Source organism: Streptomyces sp. NPDC091272, assembly GCF_044757485.1.
Lineage (GTDB): Bacteria > Actinomycetota > Actinomycetes > Streptomycetales > Streptomycetaceae > Streptomyces.
The window spans coordinates 99278-121519 of the sequence record NZ_JBIVVC010000018.1 but is presented as its reverse complement, the minus strand read 5'-3'; the positions used below and the strand labels follow the sequence as shown (position 1 = coordinate 121519).

Here is a 22242-nt window from a genome sequence, read left to right as displayed (position 1 = left end):
AGATGAAGTACACGAAGGCTGCTTCGGTCCTGGCACTGTCGATGGTCGCGGTGGGCGCGGGCGCCTCCGCCGCTGCCGCGCAGGGCGGGTCCGGCATGTCGACGGGCCCCTCGATGAGCCCCTCGATGAGCCTCAACGGCGGTCTGCAGCAGGTGGTGGACGCGTACAACACGCACAAGAAGCCGCTCGACGGCCCGCTGCCGCTGTTGAACCCGGCGCAGGACGTCGCGAAGAAGGTGAACGACGCGAAGAACGCGCAGCCGATGGAGCTGGTGGAAGGCACGGTCGCCCCGGCCGCCGGTTCGATGCTCGGCGGTCTCCCGGTCGGCCGTTAGGGACACGCGGGTGGAGCGGACGGCCTAATCGAAGGTCCGTACGAGTGACGCGCATACCTCGCGGTGAAGATGTCGAAAGGTGGCGGTATGCCTCTTTCGTCATATTCCCCGTTCATGGGAGCACACACATGCGTAAGTTCGTCGGACGGACCGCGGCAACGGCTGCGCTCGCGGCAGTCGCCATTCTTCCGCTGGCCGGGGCCGCTTCCGCGGCCGCGCCGGAGACCTCGGCCAAGCCGTCGGCCTCCGACCGCTGCTGGCACCACCACGGCGAGAGGCACTGCTACGACGGCCGGTGGCACGACGACAACGACGGTCTCCTCGACCTGGACCTGGGTCTCGGCCTGCTCTGACCGAGGTCCGCTGGGCAGTTGCACAGCAGGTGGGGCCCCACGGTTCGTCCGTGGGGCCCCACCTGCTGTGCGCGAGCTGAATCTGGCGGAGCCGGGTTCAGTCGTTGGAGGCCTCGTTGCCGAAGGCCGGGTTCAGCACACCGATCACGTTGACGGTGTTGCCGGACACGTTCACCGGGACGTGCAGGGGGACCTGGACCTGGTTGCCCGAGATGACGCCCGGCGAGTTGGCCGCAATACCCTCGGCCTCGCTGTCGGCAGCAGCCGTACCGGCGGCGGCGCCGGCGGCGAGACCAGCGGTGGCGAGGACGAAAGCAGCCTTCTTGGCAGCGTTCATAATGATGCACCTCCTGAGGAGTTGGGGTATTTCGAGAATCCTTGCATATTTCGGGCATTATCCTGCGCACAGAAAACACCGAAGAAGCTCGAATACCACGGACGGCGCAATCATAATTTTTTATTGAAGTACTTTTTATTTCTACTGGGCCGAAGCACTCGTATTTCAGGTCCCGTGCGGTAATCTCCTCCTTGCAACCTGCGCGGGCGTGATTCTCTCAGCCGTCGGCTCATGAGCCGTGGATGACCGCTGTGGTACGCAGGCTTGCACCGTCCTCCGGCATCGCACATGCGTGGGCCCCCCGGCAGAGCTGCCGGGGGGCCCACTCACGCGCCGGGAGACGTCAGCTGTTGTCCTCGCCGTTGCCGGACAGCACGGGGAAGTCGTTGAGCAGGTGCGAGAGGGGCTCGTCACCCTTGACCTGGGTGGAGTTCTCGGCGCACTGCTGGTTCTGCGGCGCGGACAGGACCGGGATGTCCTGGACGCCGACGTTCACCAGGCCGACGATGTTCTGCAGGTCGGCCTTGACCGGCAGACCGACACAGAGCTTGTTGAGCGTGCCCTGCACGGCCGACATCTGCGGGCTCATGTCGCCGTGGGTCTCGACGTTGCCGTAGTTCTGCTCGGCGCCGTTGCCGCTCAGCGACGTCGTACCACCGTCGTCCGCGATCGCCATGGCCTGCGGAGCGACGATGAGGCCGAAGCCCACCGCGGACGCTGCGAACACGGCGGTTGCCATGACCTTCTTCATCACTGGAATTTCCTTCTCTCCCATGGAACGCCCCTGGCTGAGGCTCCCTGGAGAACTCCGGCAGGCCCCTTTGGTTATCGCCATTCACTCGTACGGGACGGGAGACTACTCCGTGATTCAAATGAATAACTGACGGGCCGAAAATCGGCACGGACGCCCCTCTCAGATGTTTTATGCCATTCGGGTGAACGGCAGGAACCAAAACCGGGGAGCAGTGGTTGGGCAGGACGCAAAACCGCCTGTCCGCAACACCCGCAACGAAGAGGGAAAAATCCAGATGCTGAAGAAGATGATGGTCACGGCCGCAGTCGCAGCGTCCGCGGTGGGCTTCGCCGCTCCGCAGGCCATGGCGATCGCGGACGACGGTGGCACGACGTCGCTGAGCGGCAACGGCGCCGAGCAGAACTACGGCAACGCCGAGACCCACGGCGACATGAGCCCGCAGATGTCCCTGGTCCAGGGCTCGCTCAACAAGCCCTGCATCGGCCTGCCGGCCAAGGCCAACCTGCAGAACATCGTCGGCCTGGTGAACGTCGGCGTCCAGGACATCCCGATCCTGTCCGCGCCGCAGAACCAGCAGTGCACCGAGAACTCCACCCAGGTCAAGGGTGACGAGCCCCTCTCGCACCTGCTGGAGGACTTCCCGATCCTCTCGGCCAACGGCGAGAACAACCGCTGACCACCGGGCCGCCTCTGCCACGCAGGGGCCTGGCCCGGCAGTGGGACCCGGGGTGCGTGACAGCCGCTCGCGCGCCCCGGACGAGGTGAACGGCAGTGTGGGGCCCCGCGAAGAGACTCTTCGCGGGGCCCCACGCACGTGCACCGCCGGAAGAGGCACGCAGCTGCGCGGAGGGATCAGCCGCGCGGAGGGGTCAGCCGCCCGGAGGCATTCAGCTGCGCAGCCGGTCCGCCGGGAGGCGGCAGTGCGCGGCCGAGCGGATCGTCTCCTCGTCCCCGACGAACGCATGGAGGCTCTCCTCGGTGACCGGCTCGCCCGGCTTGGCCTCCGGCCAGGTGCGGGTGGTGAACATCAGGTGCACCTGACCGCGCTTGTCGGCCGCGGCGAGCCACTCCGGCGGCGCGGTGCAGGTGGCGTTGAGCAGGGGCAGGGTCAGGACCGCGCTGCTGCCCTGGACCACCAGGGAGAGCGGGACGCTGGACAGCGCGCCGTTGACGATCGCGCCGCCCACCGGCAGCCCGGCCTGGGCGAGCATGGTGCGGACCGCCTGCTCGCCCTCCTCGGCGCTGCCCTCGCCGTCACCGAGGGGATAGGCGAGCAGGAAGGCCGCGTCGCGTCCGTCGTCGGCGTTCTCGCCGGCCCAGGCGAGGACGCCGATCGAACCCAAGTGGGCCCTGTTGAGGGTGATTTCGTTTGTTTGGGTGGAAGTCATGCGACAGGACATTAATTGCCCTGCTTGACCGCTCAGGGGCTCTTGTCACCCACTCGGGCTAAGGAACGCCGCCCGGTACACGTACGGGCTACCGGGAGCAGTGCCGTCCTGACCCGGGGCCCCGCGGGCGGCCCGTGCTGGTGCGGGGGCGTCAGAGCGCGGGGGAACAGCGCCTGCACGGCTTGTAGTAGACGCCGCCTCGCGGCCCGGTGTGCTCGGCGATCCAGGCGTCCGTCTCGTGGATGTCGAGGGCCTGGATGCGGGGATAGCGCCGGGAGCCTTCGAAGTCCCAGCGGTCGCCGTGCCGGTCGACGCTGTGGCTGTACTCGCGCAGGGCATCGAGGTAGGAGCTGCCGGTGGGCCGGGCGTAGAACTCCGGTGTCTCACGGCGCACGACGTGACAGGAGGCGGTGTGCACCCCCTGCCTGCTGACGGCGAAAGGATACTGCTGCGGCAGACCGAGACGCTCCCACAGCTCGTCGCACTCGTCGAGGAGCGCTTCGAAGCGGTCGCGGTGGTACTCGCACAGGGCGCAGCCGTCCTGTGCGAGGCAGCTCGCCATGACGTCCGCCTCGCTCTCCGCGTGCACGCAGCCCAGCGGCCGGTAGAGCTGCGCGGCCGCCTCCAGGAACAGTTCGCGTACGGCGCCCGCGGTGACGGTGCCCGCCTCGACGGAGGCCAGCAGGTCGATCACGGCGGGGAGTTCGACGGTGAAGCCGAAGCCGTCGACGATGGGGCGCCTGCGCTGCTCGGCGTACAGGTCACCGAAGCCCATCCGGACGGCGGGCACGGAGGCGCTGGGGATCACGAAGTCGCAGGAGGCCTCGCCGCGTGAGCCGGTGAGGGGCTCGGGGTGGAAGCCGTCGGCGGGCGCCCGGTCGGGTACCTGCCGGGGCTGGATCCGCATCGCCGGGCCGGCCGCCGTGGGTGCGCCCCAGCAGGTGGCTGCGCCCGGCCGGGGCGGGGGTACCGTCACGGACTCCTTCTGCCGGGACCTGCGCGGGTGGGAGCGCCTCTTCTTCGGCACGGTCTCTCTCTCCTCTTCCGTGGGGCCGGTACGGCTCCGGCCAAAGGAGCTGAAGCCGCGTCAGGTACGGGGTTAACGCGTGCTCCCGGCGGGATGGCACGGCACCAAGCGGGTGGTGCCGTACGGCCTGAGCGGTGCGGAGCGGAGGGCGCGGGGGGGGGGCAGCGGGTCCGGGGAGGGCAGCGGGCCCCGGGGAGCAGCGGGCCCGGGGAGGGCAGCGGGGCAGCGGGCCAGCGGGCCAGCGGGGCAGCGGGCCAGCGGGGCAGCGGGCCGGGGGGGCAGCGGGCCGGGGGGGCAGCGGGCCGGGGGGGCAGCGGGCCGGGGGGGCAGCGGGCCGGGGGGGCAGCGGGGCAGCGGGGCAGCGGGAGGTCAGCGGGTTTGGGGGTCGGGGCGCAGTACCGTGTCGATTCCTGTCAGGACCGCACGGAGGGCGAGGTCGAACTCTTCGTCGCTCGCGGCGAGGAGGATCTCGCCGGACCCGGCGGCCAGCGGGAAGCCGGCGAGGCGTTCCGCGCGGGCGGCGAGGTCGTAGCCTTCGGCGCCCGCTCGGGGGGAGGGGTGCGTCGACTGCTCCTCGATGACGTAGCCGATCGTGTAGTTGTACGCGGTGAACCACGCGCGGGCCGCTCCCCGCGCGGAGAAGCCGCCGTCGACGAGGGCCTGGAGGTGGGCCTCCATGGGGGCCGCGTACGACGTGTCAGTGAACTGGGTGCCGCTGTAGACCTTCGCGCCGTCGCGGTAGCGCAGGAGGTGGGCGCGTAGGCCCCGCATGGCGAGGGTGAGGGCTTGGTCCCAGGTCAGGCCGTCCGTACGGCCCATGAACTCGGCGCTCATGCGGCGCAGCATCTCGGTGGCCATCTCGTCGAGCAGGGCCTGCTTGTTCTTGAAGTGCCAGTAGAGGGCGGGGGCCTTGACGTCGAGTTCCTTGGCGATGGCGCGGAGTGTCAGACCTTCCAGGCCCACCTCGTTGAGCAGGTCCAGCGCCGTGTCGGCGACTCGTTTGCGGTCCAGTTTCGTGGTGGCCATCCCGACAAGTTAACCGCGTTAAGCGCGGGCCGCGAAACGTGTGGTTCCGGTACCGGCCGGCCGCGGGCTCACGGCCCGGTGGTGGCCGGTGTCCCGGGGCCGAGGAACTCCAGGCGGTTCTCGTGGCAGTCTGCGACGTAGAAGCGGCGGCGGCCGGGGAAGTCGTCGTCCCAGGTGACCTGCACGCCCCGCTCCTCCAGCCGGTGCGCGAGGGCGTCCAGGTCGGCGACGAGGATGCCCGGGTGCGCCTTGCGGGCCGGGCGGAAGTCCTCCTCGGCCCCCAGGTGGATCTCCAGGCCGTCGGTGCGCACCCACAGGCCGCCCCTGGCCGCGAGCGCCGGGGGCTTGCGGACCTCGGTCATGCCCAGCACGTCCACGTAGAAGGCGCGGCACTTGTCCTCCTCGCCGGGCGGCAGGGCGAGCTGTACGTGGTGCAGTCCCAGGCCGAAGGGCGAGGTGGCGGGCGCGGTGTCGTAGGGCACGGCCTGCTGACGGGCGGTCATGTACGGGGCCCTTTCCTCAGGGTGTGGGCGGTGACCAGTACACCTGCCGTGACCGCCGCGATCAAGGTGCCGACGACCCCGGCGGCGAGGACGGGGGTGTTCAGGTGGAGTCCGACGTCGGAGGAGGTGGCCTGGGAGAGGCCGGAGGCCATGCCGGCCAGCGGGGGCAGCGTGACCAGGACTCCGAGGCCCGCGCCGACGACCACCAGCAGTGCGCTCTCGCCGGCGGCCAGCTTGACGAGCTGGCGGAAGGTGCCGCCGGCGGACTTCATGACCGAGAGGTCGCGGCGCCGGCCGTGGGCCGCCATGGCCATGCTGCTGGCGACGGCGATCACGCTGTAGCCGACGGCGATGGCGATGAGCATGGCGGCCAGGCTGTCGGTGAGTTTGGCGTCGGTGTTGTAGTCGTCGAGGGCGTACTGCATGGCGTCGTGCAGGGCGGTGCCGGGAATCGCGGCGGAGGCCTTGTGGCCGGCGGGGACGAAGATGTCGTCGGTGAGGGCGGCCGGGTCGTGGGCGCGGACCAGGTCACGGGCGACCACGAAGTCACCGCGGGCCGGGTCGTCGGGCAGGACCTTGCTGATCTTCAGGGTGACGCTGGTGCCGTCGGCGAACCGGATCGGGGTGTTCTGGCCTTCCTTGAGGCCCAGTTCGGTGGCGGTGCGCTGCCCGAGGACGGCCTCGCCGGGCTTGTTCCACCGGTCGTCGCGGGTGCCGAGTACGTCCAGGACCGTCCGCTTCTCGCCGACGAAGGCCCGGGTGGGCAGGGCTGCCTTGCCGACCGGGTTGGCGGCGACGGCCTCGTCGGTGTTTCCGGGGGTGCCGTCGGAGGTGACGATCGTCTGGCCGGCGACCTTGAGGGCTTCGCCCGCCGGGTAGGCGACCCGCATCGTCTCGACCGCTCCGCCGATCAGGACGGCGAAGCCGACCGCGGCGATCACGGGGGCGACCAGGGAGGCGGCGCGGCGGGAGTTGGCGGTGAGTTCGGCGCGGATCAGAACGGGGGCGGCGGAGCCGCTCCTGCGGAAGGGGGCGGTCAGGAAGCGGCCGATGGGGCCGACGAGGGCGGGGGCCAGCAGGGCGGCGGCGACGATGAGCGTCATGGTCGCGAAGAGCGCCGTGCTGATGCGGCTGTCGGCGCCGGTGGTGGCGGTGCCGACGGCGAGTACGACGCCCAGTCCCAGGACGGACAGGCCGGTGATCCAACGGCCGCGCCCCATCCCGTTGTTGGCGGAGCCGCTGTCGAGCAGGGCCTCGATCGGGGCCACCTTCGCAGCCTTGCGGCCGGCGGCCCAGGCACCGATGACGCTGACGCCGATGCCGACCGCGGAGGCGGTGAGCAGCGGCCAGGCGGCCACGCTGACCTCCATGCCGGGCGGGGTGACGTCCAGTCCCTTGAGGATGTCGCGCAGCATGGGGGCGGCGGCGATGCCGGCCAGGCAGCCGGTGACCGAGCCGAGCAGGCCGACCACGGCGGCCTCGCCGAGGATCATGCGGCGGATCTGGCTCGGCGCGGCGCCGATGGTGCGCAGCAGGCCGATCTCCCGGCGGCGCATGCCGGTCGCCAGGATCAGCATGGAGGCGACGACGAAGACCGTGGTGAAGAGGCCGAGTACGGCCATGGCGCCGATGAGCTGAACGCCGAGGGAGCGCTTGTGCTCGATGTACTCGGGCTGGAGTTCGGAGCGGGCTTCGCCGGTGAGGACGTTGCCCTTGTCGCCGAGGGCCTGCTGTGCGCCGGCGGCGATGGAGGCGGCGGAGGCCCCCTTGTCCGCGATCAGTGCGAGGGCGCCGACGCCGGGCTGCTGCTTGGCGGCGAATGCCTCGCTGAAGTAGTGGCCGGGGCCGTCGACGGTGCCGACGACGGTGAACGGCTTGCGGCCCTCGGTGATGTTGACGGTGAGTTCGGCGCCCACTGCCACACCCAGGGCTCGGTCGACCACGACCTCACCGTTTCCGTTCGGGGCCCGGCCGGAGAGGAGCTGGTAGGGCGCCATCTGCGTGCTGCCCCAGCCGTGACCGGCTTCCGCGGCGCCCTCGTCGGTGACGGGCTTGTCGCCGCGGAACGCCTGGGCGTAGAAGGAGCGGTCCACCACGACTGCGGCGACTCCCGGGACCGCGTCGAGCTTGGCCCGGATCGCAGCGGCCTCGGCCTGGCTCCACGGCATCCGGTCCTTGGGGTTGCCGTTCGCCGTGAGCGCCTGCTCGGGCAGGGCCAGGGCGGAGGCGCCGGTGTAGCGGTCCTGGACGGTGGGTCGCGAGGAGTCGTGGATGACCAGGGTGGTGGTGATGAGGGCCACGCCGACCAGGACGGCGAGGAAGGCTCCGAGGAAGCCGGCCCAGCGTTCGCGTACGTTCGCGATGATCAGCATCACGCCTCCAGCCGGGTCATGTGAGCGGCGATCGCAGCGGCGTTGTGGGTGTGGCCGTCCCGGGTGAGCGCGATGCGGTCGGCGATCCGGCCGTCCTTGATGAAGACGACGACGTCGGCCACGGCGGCTGCCACCGGGTCGTGGGTGACCATCAGGGTGCTCTGGCCGTCGCGGTCGACCAGCATCCGCATCATCCGCAGCACCTCCTTGGAGGTGACGGTGTCCAGTGCGCCGGTGGGCTCGTCCGCGAAGAGGACGTCGGGGCGGGTGACCAGGGCGCGGGCGAGGGCCACGCGCTGTTGCTGGCCGCCGGAGAGCCGGCTGGGCCGGTGGCTTGCGCGGTCGGCCAGACCGACGGCGGCGAGTGCGTCCGCGACCTGCTCCGGCTTGACCCTGCGGCCGGCGAACCGGGAGGGCAGTGCCACGTTCTGGGCCGCGGTGAGCGACTCGACGAGGTTGAAGGCCTGGAAGACGAAGCCGATGTGCTTGCGGCGGAGCTCGGTGCGCTGCTTCTCGTTCTGCTTGCCGATGTCGACGCCCGCGAGGACGATCCGGCCGTCGGTCGGCTGCTCCAGTCCTGCCGCGCACTGCAGCAGGGTGGACTTCCCGGAACCGGAGGGACCCATGATCGCGGTGAACGTGCCGCGGGGGAAGCCGATGGAGATGGAGTCCAGCGCGGTGACCGTGTGTTCGCCGGCGCCGTGGACCTTGCGCACGCCGTGCAGTTCGACCGCGTCCTGCGCGGAGGCCCGCCTTGTTGTCGTCATGTGCCGATCCCACCGCACGAGGGGGGCACGGCACACTGACCCGCTCGCTACCTCCGGGGTAGTGCCAGCTCTACCCCGGCCGCCCGAACTCCCCGGATACGGTGGCCGCATGCGTCCCACGACGGCCTGGCAGGCCATGGCCCAGCGGCCGATGAGCTTCCTGACGTCGAGCTGGCCCTGGCGCTCCCTCGCCTATCTGGGCAGCGGGGTCCTGTTCGGCGCGGCGGCCGTGGTGATCTTCGCCGTGGGGCTGGGGGCGGGGGTCGTCCTGCTGGTGGTGCTGATCGGGATCGCCCCGCTGGTGGGCATGGTGCTGGCTTCCACGGTGGTGGCCGCGGTGGAGCGCGGGCGGCTGCGGCTGGTGGACCTCGACCGGCTGGAGGACCCGCACCGGCGCCCGGACGAGAAGGGCGTCAGGGCCTGGGTCGCCACCCGGCTCAGGGAGCAGGTGACCTGGCGGGAGCTGATGTTCACGCTGCTGTCGACGGCCGCGCTGTGGTGGCTGGACCTGCTGGTGCTGGGGTTCTCCTTCGGGCTGCCGGCCGCCTTCCTCACCTCGCTGGACGGCAGTACCTGGCCGTGGGCGCTCTTCAGCGGGGTCGTGCTGCTGGCCTCGCCGTACACGGTGACGTCGTGGGCGGGTGCGCGGGCGGCGCTGGCCCGTACGTTCCTCGCGCCGCGCGGCCGGGAGCTCGGCGAGGAGCTGCGCGAGGTGCGGGCCTCGCAGGGGCGGCTGCTGGACGCCTTCGACGCGGAGCGGGTACGGATCGAACGCGATCTGCACGACGGGGCGCAGCAGCGGCTGGTGTCCCTGGGGATGACGCTCGCGATGTTGCGCCTGGACACCCCCGCGGACTCGCCGCAGGCCACTCTGCTGAGTGATGCGGAGGCTCAACTGTCTGCTGTGCACCAGGAGTTGAGGGCACTCATCCGGGGTCTCAACCCGCCGGTGCTGGCCGATCACGGGCTGGTCGCGGCGGTCGAGGACTACGCGGCCCGGTTCCCGATCCCGGTCACGGTGGACCTGCGGCTGCCCGAGGGGCTGCCCAGGAAGGTGGAGACGACGGTGTACTACCTCATCAGTGAGGCCATGACGAACATCGCCAGGCACAGTGGCGCCGGGAAGGCGCAGGTGCGCGGTCGCTACCATTCCGATCTGTTGATCCTCGACATCACGGACGACGGCCACGGCGGCCTGGACACGGGGGCGGGCACCGGGGTGACCGGGCTCGCCGACCGGGTCGGGGCGCTGGACGGGCGGATACGGGTGTCGAGTCCGGTCGGGGGTCCCACCCTGGTGCATGTGGAGGTGCCGTGCCGCTTCGCCTGATCGTGGCAGAGGACGCAGTGCTGTTGCGCGAGGGCCTGGTGGGGCTGCTGGAGCGGGTCGGGCACGAGGTGTTGGCGGCGGTCGGTGACGCCGACGCCCTCGTGGCGGCGGTGCGCGCCGGCCGTCCCGACCTGATCGTCACGGACGTACGGATGCCGCCGACGCTGAGCGACGACGGGCTGCGGGCGGCGGTGCGGCTGCGCGAGGAGTTCCCGGGACTGCCGGTGCTCGTGCTGAGCCAGTACGTGGAACGGTCGTACGCACTGGGCCTGCTGGACTCCGGCGGCGGCGCGGGGGTGGGCTATCTGCTCAAGGAGCGGGTGGCCGCGGTGGCGGACTTCACGGCGGCGATCGAGCGGATCGCCGCCGGCGGGACGGTGGTGGACCCGGAGGTGATCCAGCAGCTCGTACGGATCCGGAAGGACCCGCTGGAGCGGCTCAGCCCGCGCGAGCGCGAGGTGCTGGCCCTGGTCGCGCAGGGCCGTACCAACTCCGCCGTTGCCGCGCAGCTGTTCGTCAGCGAGGCGGCGGTGAACAAGCACATCGGCAACATCTTCGCCAAGCTGGACCTGCCGGTGGCCACCGAGGGGCACCGGCGGGTGCTGGCGGTACTGGCCTTCCTGCGGGCGTGAGGCGGGGCGGCGGGAGTGCGGGTCACGCCTGCGGGCGTGCGGCGGGGCGGGGCGGTGCGGGTCACGCCAGGCAGTGCAGTGGGCCGCCGTGGTACTCGGTCATTTCGTCGAAGAGGGCCGTGATGTCGAGCGGGGAGCCTTCGGGCAGGCCCTGCGCCTCGGCGTAGGCGCGGTGCAGGTTGGGCAGCAGCCGTTCGGGGTCGAGGAGTTCGGCGTACGGGCCGAGGTCGGTGGCGCGGGCCAGGGTGAGGGGGTCGGTGGCGGAGCGGGTGCCCTCGTGGGCGAGCTGCTGGACCCGGCGCAGGTAGGCCGCGTTGGCGTCCAGGATCTCCGGCCCGCCGACCGGGCCGTGGCCGGGCACGATCGTGGTCGCGCCGAGGGCGCGCAGCCGGTCGAGGGCGCGCAGTGAGCCCGCGACGGAGCCCATGGCGCAGAACGGGGTGACGCCGTTCATCGCGAGGTCGCCGGTGAACAGCACCCGCTGGTCGGGCAGCCAGACGACGGTGTCGTCGGTGGTGTGTGCGGCGGGGCCGATGTGGATGAGCTCGGCCTGGATGGCGCCGATGTGCAGCGTGGTGCGGTCCTGGAAGGTGAGCTGGGGCGGGGTGACCTCGATGTCGCCCCAGCGGACGTCGGGCCACAGGGTGGCCATGTGGAGTCCGGCCGCGCGGGTCATCGTGCGGGTGCGGGCGTGGCCGATGGTCAGGGCCTCGGGGAAGACGAAGTTGCCGTAGGTGTGGTCGCCGTGGAAGTGGGTGTTGACCACGGCGCACGGCGGGTGCGGGGACAGGGCGAGTGCGGTCCTGCGCAGGGCGCGGGCGCGCCGTTCGGTGGCGGCGGTGTCGACGAGGGCGCTGCGGCCGGCGTCGGTGAGGATGCCGGCGTTGTTCAGGCACCAGCCGCCGCGGTGCTGCACGTAGGCGTGAACTCCTTCGGCGACCTCGGTGACGTGGGTGCCCGCCGGGGGCTTTGGGGTGGCGCTGTGCACGGGTCTGCCTTTCGTCGGCGGCCGGCGGGCGGGGGCCTTCGGGTCAGCGGGTCAGCGTGTCAGCGGGAGCGCCAACTGCCGGTGCGTACGTGCGGGTTGTGGTGGACGCGGTCCCAGACGGTGTCGGTGTGGGCCGGGTGGGCGGGGGCCTGCCGGGAGGCGGCGTGGTGGGCCAGCAGCGCGGTCAGCACCGCGGCGAGAACGGCGGTCTCCTCGTCCGTGGGCCGGCCGCCGGTGATCTGCCAGGGGCGCGTGAGGGGGGCGGGGTCAGGGGTGGGCGGGGGTGTGGTCGGGGGCGCGGACAGGGGCGGGGATACGGACAGGGGCCGGCGCACGGACGCGACCTGGGACGGGGGCCCGGACGGGGGCGGGGGCGGGGCAGCCGGCGCCGGAGCGGCAGCGGGGACGGTGGTCATCGTGGGGGCTCCTTCTCTCAGACCGGGGGGTTGCCGTGTTTGCGGGAGGGCAGGTCCGTGTACTTGGTGCGCAGCATGGCGAGGGCGCCGATCAGGACGGAGCGGGTTTCGGCGGGGTCGATGACGTCGTCCACCAGGCCGCGTTCGGCGGCGTAGTAGGGGTGCATCAGCTCCGTCTCGTACTCCTTGATCTTCTGGGCCCGTTCGGCGTCCGGGTCGGAGGCCGCGGCGATCTCCCGGCGGAAGATGACGTTGGCGGCGCCCTCGGCGCCCATCACGGCGATCTCGTTGGTGGGCCAGGCCAGGGAGAGGTCGGCGCCGATGGAGCGGGAGTCCATGACGATGTACGCGCCGCCGTAGGCCTTGCGCAGGATGAGCTGGATGCGCGGGACGCTGGCGTTGCAGTACGCGTAGAGCAGCTTGGCGCCGTGCCGGATGATGCCGTTGTGCTCCTGGTCGACGCCGGGCAGGAAGCCGGGCACGTCCACCAGGGTGAGCAGCGGGATGCTGAACGCGTCGCAGAACTGCACGAAGCGTGCGGCCTTCTCGCTCGCCCTGATGTCCAGGACGCCGGCGAGCGCGGCGGGCTGGTTGGCGACGATCCCGGTGACGTGGCCGTCCAGGCGGGCCAGTGCGCAGACCACGTTGGGGGCCCAGCCGGGCTGGACCTCGAAGTGGTCGCCGTCGTCGACGATCTCCTCGATGACCTGGCGGATGTCGTACGCCTGGTTCGGGTTGGCCGGGACCAGGTGCAGGAGGGATTCGGTGCGGCGGTCGGCGGGGTCGTCGGTGGGCAGGCGCGGGGCGGTCTCGCGGTTGTTGGAGGGCAGCAGGGAGAGCAGGTGGCGGACGTCGGCGAGGCAGCTCTCCTCGTCGTCGTAGGAGAAGGCGGCGACGCCGGACACCTCGGCGTGGACGTCGGCGCCGCCCAGGCCGTTCATGGAGACCTTCTCGCCGGTGACGGCCTGCACGACGTCGGGGCCCGTGATGAACATCTGTGAGGTGCCGCGGACCATGAAGACGAAGTCGGTGAGGGCGGGGCTGTAGGCGGCGCCGCCCGCGCACGGGCCGAGCATCACGCTGAGCTGCGGGATGACGCCGGAGGCGCGGGTGTTGCGCTGGAAGATGCCGCCGTAGCCCGCGAGGGCGGTGACGCCTTCCTGGATGCGGGCGCCGGCGCCGTCGTTGAGCGAGACGAGGGGGGCGCCGGCCGCCTCCGCGAGGTCCATCACCTTGTGGATCTTGGCGGCGTGGGCCTCGCCGAGCGCGCCGCCGAAGATCCGGAAGTCGTGCGCGTAGACGAAGACGGTGCGGCCCTCGACGGTGCCCCAGCCGGTGACGACGCCGTCGGTCCAGGGCCGGTTGCCGGCCAGCCCGAAGCCGGTGGCGCGGTGCCTGCGCAGTGCCTCGATCTCGTGGAAGGAGCCCTCGTCGAGGAGCAGCCCGATCCGCTCGCGTGCCGTCAGTTTGCCCTTGGCGTGCTGGCGTTCGGTGGCCAGGGGGTTGGGCCCGGCGACGGCCTGGGCCTTGATCTCGGCCAGTTCCGCGGCGCGGTCCTGGGCGGGCGCGGGGACGGGAGCGGCGTCGGTGATGCTCATGGATTCCTCCGGGTGGTGGGGAGGGCTGCGGGGACCGGCGGGCACCCTCGTGCGCGGTCCTCCTGCTCCTCGCCGGGCCGGCCGGGAACGCACCTCGGTACCGGGCAACCCTGCTGCGCGGCCCTCGACAACCTGTCGAGGACCGCTTGAGGACGGCTGGGCGCCATGGTGAGCCTCGTCACTCCCAACTCCCTCAGCGCACGCGGAAGTTGGCCATCATGCCCATCGCCGAGTGGTCCAGCAGGTGGCAGTGGTAGACGTACGTGCCCCGGTAGGAGTCGAAGGTGGCGTGCAGCTTGACGCTCTCGCCGGGGAAGAGCCGCACGGTGTCCTTGAGTCCCGCCTCGGCCGGGCCGACGGGGGTGCCGTTGCGCTCCAGCACCCGGAACTGCACCAGGTGCAGGTGGAAGTTGTGCGGGATGATCTTGTTGGCGTTGGTGACGGTCCAGATCTCCGAGCTGCCGAAGGCGACGGACTGGTCGACGCGGCCGGCGTCCCAGACCTTGCCGTCCAGGTAGGCGCGGGGGTCCTGGCGGCCGTCCTCGTCCATGCTCAGGACGATGCTGCGCTGCACCGTCGCCTTCGGCAGCGACGGCAGCCTGCGCAGCACGTCGGGTATCCGGCTGGGGTCGGCCGCCTTGCGCACGACGTCGAAGCGCAGCACGTTGCCCACCTGGTCGGGGGTGCCGGGGCCCAGGGTGTTCTCCAGGACGATCTTCGTGCCGACGGGGTAGCGGGAGAAGTCGATGATCACGTCGGCGCGTTCGGCCGGGGAGAGGCCGACGGTGTCGGTGACGAAGGGGCGCTCCAGCAGGCCGCCGTCGGTGCCGATCTGGACGATCTGCCCGCCGTCGGCCAGCCGCAGCTGGAAGAAGCGCATGTTGGAGGAGTTCAGCAGCCGGAAGCGGTACTTGCGTGCGGCCACCTCGAAGTACGGCGAGGGGCGGCCGTTGGCGAGGATCGTGGTGCGGCCCATGTCGTCCATCTCGTAGACGAGCTGGCCGGCGCCGTCGAAGCGGGCGTCGCGCAGCGCGACGGGCACCTCGTACTCGCCGTCGGGCAGCGGGAGCGCGCGCTCGGTGGCGTCGGAGAGCAGGTAGCTGCCGGACAGGCCGCGGTAGACGTGCTCGGACTCCATGTGGTGGGAGTGGTCGTGGAACCAGAGGGAGGCGCCCGGCTGCTGGTTGGGGTAGGTGTAGGTGCGCTCCTTGCCGGGGGCGAAGGTGTCCATCGGGCCGCCGTCGTTCTCCGGGGTGACCGAGCCGCCGTGCAGGTGGCAGGAGAGGGGCATGGTGAGGCTGTTGCGGTGGCGGATCACCACCTTGCGGCCGCTGCGGGCGCGCAGCACCGGGCCGGGGAAGTGGCCGTCGTAGGTGAGGACCCTCGTGCGGACACCGGGGATGATCTCCCGGTCCACCTCCTTGGCGGTGACCAGGTAGGTGTCCTGCCCGCCGAGCGTCGACACCGGGGCGAGCTGCGGCAGCCTGGGCATCCGTACGGAGAAGGCGGGCGCCGCGGCCGCCGCGCGTGACCCGGCCACCGGCGCCAGGTCCCCGCCCGCCGTCCTGGCCTGCAGCAGGGGGACCAGCCCGCCCGCGGTGAGCAGGCCGGCGCCGCTCGCGCCGAGGACGCCGCCGAGCACGCTGCGTCTGGTGACCATGGGTTTCCTCCTGGGGGCGTACGGGCGTGGCGGACGCCGCCCGGCGTCGCGCGGCGAGTGCACCAGGGCCGGCTTGCGTGCTGCTCGGGCCGCGGTGGGGCGCGGGCGGCGGGGCGCGGACGTTGCGGAGGCCTTGCGGGGGCTCGGCAACGCTCCTGGTACGTGCGTGGGACCGCGCACGTACGACCAGAGCCGCCCCGTCGACTCCCGGTGCGGCCCCAGGCGGAGGCTCCCGTGGACCTGCACGATCTGCACGACCTGCGTGCCTGGCTGCCGGGTGCGCTGGAGGTGGCCGAGCGGTGGGGCGGGCGGTTCGGCCCGTACGAGAGCCATGGCGCGCACCGGGCAGGACCCGAGGCGTTCACCGAGGCGTTCGAGCGGTTCGCCAAGCGGATGGACGACAACTACCCGTTCTTCCACCCGCGGTACGCCGGCCAGATGGTCAAGCCGCCGCATCCGGCCGCCGTCACCGGCTATCTCACGGCGATGCTGTTCAACCCCAACAACCACGCGGCCGAGGGCGGCCCGGCGACCACGGAGATGGAGCGCGAGGCGGTGGCCTCGCTGGCGGAGATGTTCGGTCTCGCCGCCTCCCACGTCGGGCACCTGACCACCAGCGGCACGATGGCCAACCTGGAGGCCCTGTACGTCGCCAGGGAGCTGCACCCGGGGCGCGGGATCGCCTACAGCTCCGAGTGCCACTACACGCACGAGCGGATGTGCCACGTGCTGGGCATGGCGGGCCACCGGGTGCCGGTGGACGTGCGCGGGCGGATCGACCTCGACGCGCTGGAGGGCGTGCTGCGCGGCGGCCGCATCGGCACGGTCGTGGTCACCACCGGCACGACCGGGCTCGGCGCGGTCGACCCGGTGCACGAGGTGCTGGCGCTGGCCCGGCGGTACGGGGCACGGGTGCACGTGGACGCGGCGTACGGCGGCTTCTACGCGATCCTGGGCCGGGCGGGCACCGGGGGCGTCCACGCGGAGCCCTGGCGGGCGATCGCCGACTGCGACTCGGTGGTGGTGGACCCGCACAAGCAGGGGCTCCAGCCGTACGGGTGCGGGGCGGTGCTCTTCCCCGATCCGCGCGCCGGACGGCACTTCGCGCACGACTCGCCGTACACCTACTTCACCGACTCCGACCTGCACCTGGGCGAGATCAGCCTGGAGTGCTCGCGGGCGGGGGCGGCGGCAGCCGCGCTCTGGCTGACGCTGCAACTGCTGCCGCTCACCGTGGCGGGGTTCGGGCAGATCCTCGCCGCGAACCGGCGCGCGGCCCTGAACTGGGCCCAACTCATCGACGGATCAGGTGAGTTGGAGCTTTACCAGCGGCCGGACCTCGACATCGTGACGTACTTCCCCGCGGTCGCGGGCGGCCGTCTGTCCGCGATCGACGGGGCGAGCGGGCGGCTGCTGCGGGACGGCATGACGGCGCAGGACGACCCGGTGTTCCTGAGCGTGCTGCGCGCGGACGCGGACGCCTTCCAGCGGCGCCACCCCCGGGTGGTGCGGGACGCGGAGACGGCGCGGATCATCCGCAGCGTGCTGATCAAACCCGAGCACGAGCACTATCTGCCGGTACTGCACGGCCGCGTGTCGGAACTGGCGGCGCGGGCCCGCAGCACACCCGCGACCGCCACACCCTGACCACCGCGCGGCTGACCACCGCACTTCTGACCGCCACGCCCCGACCACCGCGTGACCGCCGCACTTCCGACCGCCACGCCCCGACCACCGCGCCGCTGACCACCGCGCCCCTGTCGTGCCTCTCCTGTGGCCCGACTCCCCCACGCCACCCGTGACTCTGGAGCCCACCTTGCCCACCATCCGACGGTCCTCCTTAGCCGGCCTGCCGGCCACCCGGGACCTGTGCGACCTCCTCTCCTCCTGCTTCCACGACGACGCGATCACCCGCTGGATCGTCCCGGACCCACAGATCCGGGCGCAGCTGCTGCCCGGCTTCTTCCGGGTGTTCGTCGAGCTGTCCGCCGCGTACGACGGGATACTCGCCGACCCCGGCGGCGACGGCGTGCTGCTCTTCCTGCCGCCCGGCGCCGAGCCGGACGAGGCCGCCCTCGACGCGGCCCTCGCCGACGCGCTGGGCCCCTACGCGGACGCGATGCGTACCGTCGCCGCCCTCCAGGCCGAGCGGCACCCGCTCCACGCACCGCACTACTACCTCTCCTTCGGCGGGGTCCGCGCGGGCCGCCGGCGCGGCGGCATGCTGTCCGGGTTCCTGACGACGGTGGCCGAACGCGCCGACGCCGAGGGGGTCGGCGCCTACGGGGAGGCCAGTTCGCCCGGCGGCGAGGCCGCGATCGGACGGGTCGGCTTCACCCGGGTGGGCGGCGACATCGTGCTGCCCGGCGGCGACGCCTCGCTGCGGCCGATGTGGAGGGAGCCCCGATGAAGGGCGACGACCTGATCGAGTCGTGGACGGCCGGCCAGGTGACGCGCGGCGAGGTGCCCGCGCAGCACCTCGCCCCGCTCACCGAGGTGCTCGACTGGAGCAAGGAGTTCCTGGTCTCCAGCCACCCCGAGCTGGGCCGCACGGGCCCGGTCTGCCCGTACACCCAGCCCTCCCTGCGCAAGGAGCTGTTCCACCTGGCCGTGCCGTCGGCGGGCTGTGAGGACCTGCCCTCCGCGGTGGACTCGCTGCGCACCCGGCACGCGACCCTCTCGCTGCCGCTGTCGGAGGAGGACCAGGAGCTCCTGACGATCCTCCTGGTACTGCCGGAGTTCGACCGGGGCGACTCGGTGGAACTGGACGAGCTCCAGCTCAAGGCCAAGAACGAGTTCGTGGCCGAGGGGCTGATGATCGGTCAGTTCCACCCGGTGTGCCCGGAGCCGGGTCTCTACAACGAGGAGTTCCGGCCGCTGCGTGCCCCGGTGCCGCTGCTGGCGGTCCGCAAGCTGCTGGTCTTCGACCTCCCCTTCCTGCTGACCGACGACCTGCACCTGGACCACTTCCTCCAGCGGTTCGCCCCCTCCATCCCGGCCCGGGTGCGCGACCGGCTGGTGAGCCAGGTGGTCGCCTGACCGGCCGCCCCCTCACCCGGCGGCCACCTTTGCCCGCTCCAGGCACTGTTCCAGGAACGTCAGGACCGCCAGGTGGTACGCGGGGGCGGTGCGGCCCAGCCCGATGTTGTGCCCCGCCGCCGGGAGGTGGACCGCGCCTGCCGACGGGGACCCGGTGAGCAGCGAGGTCATCTCCGCCAGGGTGGCCTCGTCGAGCTCCCACCACATTTCGTGCTCCGCGAAGGTCAGCCGGACCGGGACGCGTACGTGCGGGGCCAGGGCCTCGAACTGGCGGGGCCAGTGGACGGTTTCCGCCGACTCCCGGGGCGGGGTCGCCGAGAGCAGGGAGCGGCTGGCCCGGAAGGTGCCGGGCGGATAGAGGTGCAGCGGGCCCCAGTTGAGCTTGGTGGCGCCGCCGCCCAGGGTGGTGGGGAAGTGCAGGGCCTCGGGGTGGTAGCGGTAGCCGGTGCCGGAGGTGTCGAGGCCGAGCAGGGGGAGGGCGCCCTCGGTGGCCGCCGTGTGCAGGGCGACCTTGCCGCCGTCGGAGTGGCCGAGCAGGAAGACTCCCGCGCCGGTGTCGTGGGTACGGCTGTAGTCCTTGAGCGCCGCGTGCAGGGCCGCCGCCTGCTCGGCGAGGGGCAGTCCTTCGGGCAGGAAGCCCGCGGACTCCCCGTATCCCGGCCGGTCCACGGCGAGCACCGTGTGGCCGAGGGCGGTGGCCGCCGGAAGGAAGGAGTTCCAGTACGCGGCGCCGGTGCCGCGACCGTGCACGGCCAGGATGGTGGCGCGCGGTGGCCCCGCGGCGGGCTCGGCGAGCAGCGCCGAGAGCGGCACACCGCCGGCGTCGAGGACGAGCGGACGGGAAGCCCCGGGCACGGTGGCGAGCGGGCCCGCGGCGGACGCCGGGGTGCTGCGGTACGGGCCCGCGCCGGCCGGCGGGGTGTGGGACGGGCTCGGTTCAAGGGCGGTTCCTTCCGGTCGGGGGCGGGGTGCCTTCGGGGTGGTGGCCGGCGCCGGGAGGTGCATCTCGGTCGTCGGGGTGGTGGTCTCCGGGCGGCGCAGCGGGGTGGTCGGGGTGTCGGGGTCCGGGGTGGGGGCGGTCGGTGGTGGGGTCATCGCAGGGTCAGCTCCTTCCGGGCTCGGGTGACGGCGGACACCCAGTCCGCCGGTGCGCCGCTGCGCAGCAGCGAGGTGCCCACCAGCAGGCCGCCGAAGCCGGCGTCCAGGAGTTCGGCGGCCGCCTGCGGGCTGTCGATGCCGCTCGCGCTGACCGGGCAGGGGGTGCCGGCCGCGCGGAGGGCCGGCAGCAGGTCGAGGCTGCGGCCGAGGTCCGCCCCGCCGCGCTCGCGCTTCTTGATGTCCTTGTTGTTGACCGCGATCACGCATTCGTCGGGGTGGTGGACCGTTTCGAGTTCGGCCTCCGAGGTGATCTCGACGAACGGGGTGAGCCCGCTCAGCAGGCACTCCGTCACCAGGGTCCGCATGCTGGAGCGGGGCAGCAGGGCCGCGGTCAGCAGCACGGCTGAGGCGCCGAGCTCCTTCGCCGTGCGGACCTGGTCCTTGCGGGTGATGAAGTCCTTCTGGAGCAGCGGGAGTTTGGTGATCGCGGCGACGTCGCGCAGCAGCGCGGGCGAGCCGCCGAACCAGCGGCCGGTCACCACCGAGATGCACGGTGCGCCGGCCGCCTCGTACGCGTCGACGATTTTGACGGGGGTGCGGCTGCCGAGCAGGTCGTAGCCGTGCGAGTCGAGTCTCTTCACCTCCGTCACCACGGGCGTCGGGGCGGCCAGGAGGGCCTCGAGAAAAGGGAAGTCGGTCCGGTGGGGGTGCGTCATCTGCGAGGGCTCCGTTTCGGGAAGGGGCGGGACGTTCCGGGAGGGCCGCTCAGGCCGGGTGCAGTGCGTGGGTGCCGGTGCACCAGGCGCGGGCCAGGGCGGCGATCTCCGGGACGCCGAAGCCGCCGGTGATGCGGCTGCGGGCGGCCGTGTCGACGTCGACGCCGCGGAAGCCGGGGTGCACCACGACCTCCTCGTACGCCGCCCTGTTGGCCGGGGTGAGTCCCCCGGCCAGCAGGAACGGCCGGGTCAGGCGTGGCAGCAGCGCCGTGAGGTGGGCCGGGTCGAGGGTGCGGCCGGTGCTGCCGATCCGGCCGTCGTCGGTGGCGGTGTCGAGGAGGAAGAGGTCGGTGCCCGCCCTTGCGTACGCACCGGCCAGCGGGCGTTCCACGCAGCCGCCCTCCCCGTCGACGTGCAGCACCTTGACGATGCCGACCTCGGCCGGGAGTGCCTCGCGCAGGGCCCGTACGAGCGAGGGCGGCTGGTAGGCGTGCAGCTGGACCAGGCCGATGCCGGCCCGCGCCACGATCCGTGCCAGTTCGTCCGCGTCGGCGAGGAAGGTGACCAGGACCGGCAGCAGCCCGGCCGAACGGGCTGCTGCGGCAAGCGGGTTGAGCTGGTCCTGGGTGAGTTCGGACGGGCCGCCGGGGATGCCGTGCCACAGGCCGACACAGTCCGCCCCGGCGGCCGCCGCCGCCTCGATGTCCTGCGGGGCGGTGGCCCCGCAGACCTTCAGCAGAAGAGGGGGAAGGCGGGTCACTTGCCCAGCCCCAGCATCGAGGCGATGCGGTTGTACTGGATCTCGTTGGTGCCGGAGTAGATGGTGCCTCCGACGGCGTTGCGCACCTCCTGTTCCAGGCCGAACTCCGACATGTAGCCGTGGCCGCCGAAGATCTGGACGGCGGTCAGGCTGGTGGCCAGGTTGCTCTCGCTGGTGACGAGTTTGGCGATGGCGAGGTCCTCGGTGACGTTCTCGCCCGCCTCCAGCTTCTCGCCCGTGTCGTAGAGCCACTTGCGGGCGGTCTCCAGCTGGATCTTGGTGTCGACTATCTTGTTGGCGATCGTCTGGTACGAACCGATCGCCTTGCCGAAGGACTTGCGGGTCTTCGCGTAGTCGATGCACCTCTCCAGCCGGCGCTGCATCTCCCCCACGTTGACGATGAAGGAGAAGAGGATCTCCCGCTTCATCACGTGGTCCAGTACGAGGAACCCGCCGCCGACGCGTCCCAGTACGGCGCTCCTGGGTACCCGTACGTCGTCGAAAAAGAGTTCGCTGAGCGGCGAGGTCCGCAGGCCCATCTTCTTGAGGGGCTTGCCCGCGGTCAGGCCGGGAGTGTTCTTGTCCACCAGGAACGCGGTGGTGCCGAGCGGGCCGCCGTCGGGGTGGGTGCGGGCGTAGACCACGATCAGGTCCGCGACCGGTCCGTTGCTGACGAAGACCTTGCTTCCGTTGATGACGAAGTCGTCGCCGTCACGGACGGCCCTGGTGGTCATGGCCATGGCGTCGGAGCCGCCCTCGGCCTCGGTGATCGCATGTGCGCCGATCGCCTCGCCCGAGCAGATCAAGGGCAGGTAGCGCTCCTTCTGGTCGGTGCTGCCGAACTGCTGGATGGGTATTCCGGTGGAGCAGATGGAGGTGGTGACCGAGAAGCTGAGGCCCGCGTCCCGGTTGTACTCGCCCAGGCCCTCCAGCACGTACATGCTGGTCAGCATCGACTGCCCCAGGCCTCCGTACTCCTCGGCGAAGGGCAGGGAGAGGATTCCCGTCTTCTGGACGAGCTTCCACTTGTCCTCGGAGAAGGCGGAGCGCTCGTCGAGCTCGATGTGGTCCGCGCTGAGCGCGTCCCCCCACCTCTCCAGGCTGTCGCGCAGATCTTTCTGGTCGGTGTTCCAACGGATCACG

The 22242-nt window shown here is 71.8% G+C and carries 24 protein-coding genes; 8 read left to right on the top strand and 16 right to left on the bottom strand.

All coding sequences use genetic code 11. From position 1 onward, the window contains the following. The first annotated feature begins 2 nt into the window (after positions 1-2). Both ACIQM4_RS33475 and ACIQM4_RS33470 read left to right on the top strand, forming a co-directional pair. The gene (locus tag ACIQM4_RS33475) at positions 3-335 is read left to right on the top strand and encodes a hypothetical protein (protein ID WP_401599169.1); all 333 of its coding nucleotides are present in this window, start codon (positions 3-5) and stop codon (positions 333-335) included. A 128-nt stretch (positions 336-463) separates the two neighbouring features. Then, positions 464-688 (top strand): hypothetical protein, encoded by a 225-nt coding sequence (locus ACIQM4_RS33470; protein WP_401599168.1) that lies wholly within the window; start codon positions 464-466, stop codon positions 686-688. A 97-nt stretch (positions 689-785) separates the two neighbouring features. Here ACIQM4_RS33470 and ACIQM4_RS33465 read toward each other — a convergent pair whose 3' ends face one another. Both ACIQM4_RS33465 and ACIQM4_RS33460 read right to left on the bottom strand, forming a co-directional pair. Beyond that, the gene (locus ACIQM4_RS33465; RefSeq protein WP_401599166.1) at positions 786-1025 is read right to left on the bottom strand and encodes a chaplin; all 240 of its coding nucleotides are present in this window, start codon (positions 1023-1025) and stop codon (positions 786-788) included. Positions 1026-1368: 343 nt separating this feature from the next. Further along, complete coding sequence (locus ACIQM4_RS33460) at positions 1369-1779, bottom strand: rodlin (protein WP_401599195.1); 411 nt, start codon at positions 1777-1779, stop codon at positions 1369-1371. Positions 1780-2053: 274 nt separating this feature from the next. Between ACIQM4_RS33460 and ACIQM4_RS33455 the strand changes: the two genes are divergently transcribed. Beyond that, a complete protein-coding gene (locus ACIQM4_RS33455) occupies positions 2054-2455 on the top strand; it encodes a rodlin (RefSeq protein ID WP_401599164.1) in 402 nt (133 codons plus the stop codon). Positions 2456-2666: 211 nt separating this feature from the next. Here ACIQM4_RS33455 and ACIQM4_RS33450 read toward each other — a convergent pair whose 3' ends face one another. The 6 genes from ACIQM4_RS33450 to ACIQM4_RS33425 all read right to left on the bottom strand — a co-directional run bounded on the left by ACIQM4_RS33450 (position 2667) and on the right by ACIQM4_RS33425 (position 8862). Beyond that, on the bottom strand, positions 2667-3167 hold the full coding sequence (locus tag ACIQM4_RS33450; RefSeq protein WP_401599163.1) for a DUF5949 family protein: 501 nt from the start codon (positions 3165-3167) through the stop codon (positions 2667-2669). A gap of 151 nt (positions 3168-3318) precedes the next feature. Then, complete coding sequence (locus tag ACIQM4_RS33445; RefSeq protein WP_401599161.1) at positions 3319-4194, bottom strand: hypothetical protein; 876 nt, start codon at positions 4192-4194, stop codon at positions 3319-3321. Positions 4195-4563: 369 nt separating this feature from the next. After that, positions 4564-5220, bottom strand: a complete 657-nt coding sequence (locus ACIQM4_RS33440) for a TetR/AcrR family transcriptional regulator C-terminal domain-containing protein (RefSeq protein ID WP_401599160.1) — start codon at positions 5218-5220, stop codon at positions 4564-4566. 68 nt (positions 5221-5288) lie between these two features. Beyond that, a complete protein-coding gene (locus ACIQM4_RS33435; RefSeq protein ID WP_401599158.1) occupies positions 5289-5723 on the bottom strand; it encodes a VOC family protein in 435 nt (144 codons plus the stop codon). After that, complete coding sequence (locus ACIQM4_RS33430) at positions 5720-8095, bottom strand: FtsX-like permease family protein (RefSeq protein WP_401599157.1); 2376 nt, start codon at positions 8093-8095, stop codon at positions 5720-5722. The genes ACIQM4_RS33435 and ACIQM4_RS33430 overlap by 4 nt, the downstream gene beginning before the upstream one ends. Next, positions 8095-8862 (bottom strand): ABC transporter ATP-binding protein, encoded by a 768-nt coding sequence (locus tag ACIQM4_RS33425; protein WP_401599155.1) that lies wholly within the window; start codon positions 8860-8862, stop codon positions 8095-8097. Before ACIQM4_RS33425 ends, ACIQM4_RS33430 begins: the two co-directional genes overlap by 1 nt. Positions 8863-8971: 109 nt before the next feature. Here ACIQM4_RS33425 and ACIQM4_RS33420 point away from each other — a divergent pair, with 109 nt between their 5' ends. Beyond that, on the top strand, positions 8972-10192 hold the full coding sequence (locus ACIQM4_RS33420; RefSeq protein WP_401599153.1) for a sensor histidine kinase: 1221 nt from the start codon (positions 8972-8974) through the stop codon (positions 10190-10192). After that, positions 10192-10824 (top strand): LuxR C-terminal-related transcriptional regulator, encoded by a 633-nt coding sequence (locus ACIQM4_RS33415; RefSeq protein WP_401599193.1) that lies wholly within the window; start codon positions 10192-10194, stop codon positions 10822-10824. The genes ACIQM4_RS33420 and ACIQM4_RS33415 overlap by 1 nt, the downstream gene beginning before the upstream one ends. 61 nt (positions 10825-10885) lie before the next feature. Here ACIQM4_RS33415 and ACIQM4_RS33410 read toward each other — a convergent pair whose 3' ends face one another. The 4 genes from ACIQM4_RS33410 to ACIQM4_RS33395 all read right to left on the bottom strand — a co-directional run bounded on the left by ACIQM4_RS33410 (position 10886) and on the right by ACIQM4_RS33395 (position 15486). Continuing rightward, positions 10886-11812, bottom strand: a complete 927-nt coding sequence (locus tag ACIQM4_RS33410) for an MBL fold metallo-hydrolase (RefSeq protein ID WP_401599151.1) — start codon at positions 11810-11812, stop codon at positions 10886-10888. Between the two features lie 59 nt (positions 11813-11871). After that, a complete protein-coding gene (locus tag ACIQM4_RS33405) occupies positions 11872-12228 on the bottom strand; it encodes an acyl-CoA carboxylase epsilon subunit (RefSeq protein WP_401599149.1) in 357 nt (118 codons plus the stop codon). A 17-nt stretch (positions 12229-12245) separates the two neighbouring features. Next, a complete protein-coding gene (locus ACIQM4_RS33400) occupies positions 12246-13826 on the bottom strand; it encodes an acyl-CoA carboxylase subunit beta (RefSeq protein WP_401599147.1) in 1581 nt (526 codons plus the stop codon). Between the two features lie 193 nt (positions 13827-14019). Beyond that, positions 14020-15486 (bottom strand): multicopper oxidase family protein, encoded by a 1467-nt coding sequence (locus tag ACIQM4_RS33395; RefSeq protein ID WP_401599145.1) that lies wholly within the window; start codon positions 15484-15486, stop codon positions 14020-14022. 234 nt (positions 15487-15720) lie between these two features. On the opposite strand from ACIQM4_RS33395, the gene ACIQM4_RS33390 reads away from it, so the two are divergent. The 3 genes from ACIQM4_RS33390 (at position 15721) to ACIQM4_RS33380 (ending at position 18525) form a co-directional block, all read left to right on the top strand. Next, complete coding sequence (locus ACIQM4_RS33390; protein ID WP_401599144.1) at positions 15721-17133, top strand: pyridoxal phosphate-dependent decarboxylase family protein; 1413 nt, start codon at positions 15721-15723, stop codon at positions 17131-17133. Positions 17134-17302: 169 nt separating this feature from the next. Further along, complete coding sequence (locus tag ACIQM4_RS33385) at positions 17303-17896, top strand: hypothetical protein (protein ID WP_401599142.1); 594 nt, start codon at positions 17303-17305, stop codon at positions 17894-17896. Next, entirely contained in the window at positions 17893-18525 is a 633-nt protein-coding gene (locus tag ACIQM4_RS33380) for a DUF6875 domain-containing protein (protein ID WP_401599140.1), read from the top strand. Before ACIQM4_RS33385 ends, ACIQM4_RS33380 begins: the two co-directional genes overlap by 4 nt. A gap of 12 nt (positions 18526-18537) precedes the next feature. On the opposite strand, the gene ACIQM4_RS33375 is transcribed toward ACIQM4_RS33380, so the two are convergent. From ACIQM4_RS33375 to ACIQM4_RS33360, 4 genes are read right to left on the bottom strand one after another with little or no spacing between them, the layout of a single operon-like run. Continuing rightward, positions 18538-19620, bottom strand: coding sequence for an alpha/beta hydrolase (locus ACIQM4_RS33375; RefSeq protein ID WP_401599138.1), 1083 nt, complete (start codon positions 19618-19620; stop codon positions 18538-18540). Beyond that, the gene (locus tag ACIQM4_RS33370; protein WP_401599137.1) at positions 19617-20339 is read right to left on the bottom strand and encodes an indole-3-glycerol-phosphate synthase; all 723 of its coding nucleotides are present in this window, start codon (positions 20337-20339) and stop codon (positions 19617-19619) included. Before ACIQM4_RS33370 ends, ACIQM4_RS33375 begins: the two co-directional genes overlap by 4 nt. 49 nt (positions 20340-20388) lie before the next feature. Continuing rightward, on the bottom strand, positions 20389-21099 hold the full coding sequence (locus tag ACIQM4_RS33365; protein WP_401599135.1) for an N-(5'-phosphoribosyl)anthranilate isomerase: 711 nt from the start codon (positions 21097-21099) through the stop codon (positions 20389-20391). Continuing rightward, on the bottom strand, positions 21096-22241 hold the full coding sequence (locus tag ACIQM4_RS33360; RefSeq protein ID WP_401599133.1) for an acyl-CoA dehydrogenase family protein: 1146 nt from the start codon (positions 22239-22241) through the stop codon (positions 21096-21098). The genes ACIQM4_RS33365 and ACIQM4_RS33360 overlap by 4 nt, the downstream gene beginning before the upstream one ends. Position 22242 lies beyond the last annotated feature (1 nt).

Bases quoted from the DNA above. Each gene is read 5' to 3' on its own strand.
- ACIQM4_RS33475 (WP_401599169.1), top strand. From the start codon at position 3: ATGAAGTACACGAAGGCTGCTTCGGTCCTGGCACTGTCGATGGTCGCG.
- ACIQM4_RS33470 (WP_401599168.1), top strand. From the start codon at position 464: ATGCGTAAGTTCGTCGGACGGACCGCGGCAACGGCTGCGCTCGCGGCA.
- ACIQM4_RS33465 (WP_401599166.1), bottom strand. From the start codon at position 1,025: ATGAACGCTGCCAAGAAGGCTGCTTTCGTCCTCGCCACCGCTGGTCTC.
- ACIQM4_RS33455 (WP_401599164.1), top strand. From the start codon at position 2,054: ATGCTGAAGAAGATGATGGTCACGGCCGCAGTCGCAGCGTCCGCGGTG.
- ACIQM4_RS33450 (WP_401599163.1), bottom strand. From the start codon at position 3,167: ATGACTTCCACCCAAACAAACGAAATCACCCTCAACAGGGCCCACTTG.
- ACIQM4_RS33440 (WP_401599160.1), bottom strand. From the start codon at position 5,220: ATGGCCACCACGAAACTGGACCGCAAACGAGTCGCCGACACGGCGCTG.
- ACIQM4_RS33435 (WP_401599158.1), bottom strand. From the start codon at position 5,723: ATGACCGCCCGTCAGCAGGCCGTGCCCTACGACACCGCGCCCGCCACC.
- ACIQM4_RS33430 (WP_401599157.1), bottom strand. From the start codon at position 8,095: ATGCTGATCATCGCGAACGTACGCGAACGCTGGGCCGGCTTCCTCGGA.
- ACIQM4_RS33425 (WP_401599155.1), bottom strand. From the start codon at position 8,862: ATGACGACAACAAGGCGGGCCTCCGCGCAGGACGCGGTCGAACTGCAC.
- ACIQM4_RS33420 (WP_401599153.1), top strand. From the start codon at position 8,972: ATGCGTCCCACGACGGCCTGGCAGGCCATGGCCCAGCGGCCGATGAGC.
- ACIQM4_RS33405 (WP_401599149.1), bottom strand. From the start codon at position 12,228: ATGACCACCGTCCCCGCTGCCGCTCCGGCGCCGGCTGCCCCGCCCCCG.
- ACIQM4_RS33400 (WP_401599147.1), bottom strand. From the start codon at position 13,826: ATGAGCATCACCGACGCCGCTCCCGTCCCCGCGCCCGCCCAGGACCGC.
- ACIQM4_RS33395 (WP_401599145.1), bottom strand. From the start codon at position 15,486: ATGGTCACCAGACGCAGCGTGCTCGGCGGCGTCCTCGGCGCGAGCGGC.
- ACIQM4_RS33380 (WP_401599140.1), top strand. From the start codon at position 17,893: ATGAAGGGCGACGACCTGATCGAGTCGTGGACGGCCGGCCAGGTGACG.
- ACIQM4_RS33375 (WP_401599138.1), bottom strand. From the start codon at position 19,620: ATGACCCCACCACCGACCGCCCCCACCCCGGACCCCGACACCCCGACC.
- ACIQM4_RS33370 (WP_401599137.1), bottom strand. From the start codon at position 20,339: ATGACGCACCCCCACCGGACCGACTTCCCTTTTCTCGAGGCCCTCCTG.